Raw genomic sequence first — 3,380 nt, 5'->3', positions numbered from 1 at the left:
CGCCGCACCCGCCGTGCTGCCCGCCACCCCGGCGACCACGTCCATCGCGCCGGTCGTCGTCCGCGCCTCGGACGACGACGCCGCCGAGGACCTGGAGACGATCCTCGCCGACCTCGCGCTGGCCGACCGGCTGCCGTTCAGCCGCCAGGCCGACCCCGTGCCGCCGCGCCGCATCCTGCTGACCGGCGCCACCGGCTACCTCGGCAGCCACCTCCTGCTCGACCTGCTGCGGCAGGGCGACGCCGACGTGGTGTGCCTGGTGCGCGCGGCCGACGACGCCGCCGCCGAGCGGCGCCTCGGCGACGCCCTCGCGAGCTTCGACCAGCCCTGGACCGCCGAGGTGCGGCGCCGGGTCACGGTCCTCGCCGCCGACCTCAGACAGCCGTGCCTCGGTCTGTCGCGGGAGGTCTGGGACGGGCTCGCGCAGGACGTCGACTCGATCGTCAACGTCGCCGCCGCCGTCGACTTCCTGCGCGGCTACCCCTCGCTGCGCCAGACCAACGTGCTCGGTCCGCTGGCCCTCGCCGAACTGGCGATGACCGGCCGCGCCAAGCCGCTGCACCACATCTCCTCGGTCGCCGTCTTCAACGAGGTCGGCATCGAGAAGATGGGCGAGGACGACCCGGTCGCCCACATCGACCGGCTCTTCGCGGGCTACGACAAGTCGAAGTGGGCCGCCGAGGCGGTGCTGCGGCGCGCCCGCGAGCACGGTCTTACCGTCACGTTCCTGCGGCCCGGCGCGATCGGCGGCCACACCCGCACGGGCGTGTACAACCCGCACGACCTCAGCACCGGTCTGATCGGCGCGTTCTCCCGCTACCGGACCGTGCCCGCCTTCAAGTTCATGAACCTCGCGCCGGTGGACTGGATCAGCAAGGTCACGGCCGCCGTCGTCTTCGACCCCGCCGCGTGGGGCCAGAACTACAACGTCACCGGCCGCGCGGAGACCCTGCCCCAGCTGGTGAAGGACATGAAGCTGGCGGGCATGAACGTCCGGGTGGCGAACTGGCACGACTGGCGCGACGACCTGCTCGCGCGGCACGCCTCCGACCCGGTGCCGGAGCTCGACTTCCTGATCCGCATCCTGCGCAGCCCCACCGCCATGAAGCTCTTCGAGGCGCTGATGTTCGGTCCGGAGGCGGGCTCGGAGCGCACCGACCGCTTCGTCGCCCGGCACCGGCTGCCCGAGGCCGAACGGTACGGATCGCAGGCGCAGTTGAAGGCCTTCGAGCGGATGGCGAAGGACGGCGTCGCCCGGCTGCCCAGCCGCGAGGACCCGCCCTACCTGTCGTTCCGCGAGCGGACCAAGGGCCGGGTGGGCCCGGTCGGCGGGGAGCGCGACGCCAAGTGCCGGATGGCGCTCACCCTCTCCATCGCCAGCATGTACCAGGTCGTACGCCACCGGAAGATCGACGTCCGCGGAGAGGTGGTCTGCGAGCGCCTGCACCCGGAGCCGCTGACCGTGGAGGCGGGCGAGATCTGGGTCCGCCCCGACGAGGGCGTCCCGCTGCGGCACGGCAGCGACCATCCGCTGCTGCGCTACCGGCTGGTCCTGGTGGACCGCGACGGCGGCCGCTGGTGGCTGGAGGGCTGGAAGACCGCCCGCGCCAGCCGCGACTTCTGGAAGCAGACCCGCACCATCGAGGTCACCCTCGGCCGCGAGAACGAACCGGCGACCCTGGCCGGTGTCGTCAAGGTCCCCGGCAAGAGCTACGTGCCCGACCAGATCGACGGCATCGAGGTCGACCCGCGGCTGTCGTCGCAGGAGCGGCGGCTGGCCAAACTGGCCTGGCTCTCCTGGTTCTTCGTGCAGGTCGGCATGGGCCTCGCGGAGCCGTCCCTGCGCGCCGTCGCCGAACTCCTCGACCTGCGCAAGGACGCCATCGACCGGGACCAGGACAAGCTGCAACGCAAGATCAGGAAGCTGATGATCAAAAGGGAGCAGACCCGATGACGACGCTGAGGCCCCTCCACCACGCACTCGGCGACCGGGTCGAGGACATCCCCTTCACCGCCTCCGACGGCACCCGGCTCGGTCTCACCCGGGTCGCCCCCGCCGACGGCTCCACCGACCGCCCGGTCGTCCTGATCCTGCACGGACTGACCGCGTCGGCGGACATGTTCACGCTGCCCGAGACCCGCAACCTCGTGGACGTCCTCCTCGACGCGGGCTACGAGCCCTGGCTCCTCGACTGGCGGGGCAGCTGCCGGCTGCCCTACAACGAGGGCCGGGTCCGGTACACCTTCGACGACGTGGCGCTCTACGACATACCCGAGGCCGTGTCACTGATCAAGGAACGCATCGAAGGACGCGAACTCCTCGTCGTGGCGCACTGCATCGGCGCGATGTGCCTGTCGCTGAGCATGGCGGCCGGACTGGTGCCCGGCCTGTCCGGCGTCGTCGCGCAGGGCGTGTTCCTCACCCCGAAGATGTCCTGGAAGACGCGGGCGCGCCTGCACTTCGGCGGGGAGCTGCTGCGCTCCCGCTTCGTCAACATCCCCACCGACTTCAAGAAGGTCGGCATGTGGTCGAAGCATTCGCTGATCTTCGCCGAGGTGTCGCTGGGCGCCGAGTGCAAGGACCCGAACTGCCAGATCCTGCACAACGACTCCTGGGGCGTGGGCGGTTCGCTCTTCGAGCACGACAACCTCGACGACGTCACCCACGACCGCCTCGCGGACCTGTACGGCACGGTGCCGATGTGGATCCTGCCGCATCTGCGCAGCATCGAACTGGCCCACACGATGATGCGGTACAACGACAACGACGGCCGTTACGACGCGCTCCCCAAGAACGCCCTCGACGAGGCGGGATCGTTCGGGACCCCGCTGATGCTGCTCTCCGGCAGCGACAACCGCTTCTGGTACGACTCGAACGAGATCTGCCACGACGTGCTCAAGCGCCGGTACCCCGAGATGGACGTCAGATACGTGGAGGTGCCGGGCTACGGCCATCTGGACGCGTTCATCGGCCGCAACGCCGCGCTGGACGTGTTCGGACACATCGTCGACTTCCTCGACGAGTGCCGCGTGCCCGCCGCCGATGAGCTCCACGCGTGAGCGGCCGGGCGCCCCGGCGCCCGGCACGCGCCTGCTGATGCCCGTCATCCTGCTCGCCATCTTCACGGTTCCGCTGTCGGTGTCCGGCACCGCGGTGTCCCTGGGCGACATCGCCGACGACCTGGGCAGTTCGTCGGTGGGCGAGCAGTGGGTCCTCAACGGGTACAACCTGACCTTCGCCTGCTCGACGCTCGTCTGGGGGTCCGTCGCCGACATCATCGGGCGCTGGCAGGCGCTGCTCTTCGGGCTGCTGACGTTCGGCGCGGGCTCCGCGCTCAGCCTCGTCGCCGGCAACTACTGGGTCCTGGACGGGGCCCGGC

3 protein-coding genes are annotated in these 3,380 nt (G+C 70.6%); all 3 read left to right on the top strand.

Features of this window, described 5'->3' with window-relative positions:
- Positions 1 to 1,954 (top strand): SDR family oxidoreductase (locus AOK03_RS35885; RefSeq protein WP_055569576.1); only part of this gene is annotated, 1,954 nt, incomplete at its 5' end.
- Entirely contained in the window at positions 1,951 to 3,060 is a 1,110-nt protein-coding gene (locus AOK03_RS35880) for an alpha/beta hydrolase (RefSeq protein ID WP_055569575.1), read from the top strand. The genes AOK03_RS35885 and AOK03_RS35880, both read left to right, overlap by 4 nt.
- Positions 3,044 to 3,380, top strand: a 337-nt coding sequence (locus tag AOK03_RS35875; protein ID WP_157869168.1) for an MFS transporter, incomplete at its 3' end; no start/stop codon positions are given. The genes AOK03_RS35880 and AOK03_RS35875, both read left to right, overlap by 17 nt.

The organism is Streptomyces atriruber (assembly GCF_001418325.1).
GTDB lineage: Bacteria > Actinomycetota > Actinomycetes > Streptomycetales > Streptomycetaceae > Streptomyces > Streptomyces atriruber.
Note: the sequence above shows the minus strand (reverse complement) of the source record. Positions and strands in the feature narration are given on the sequence as shown.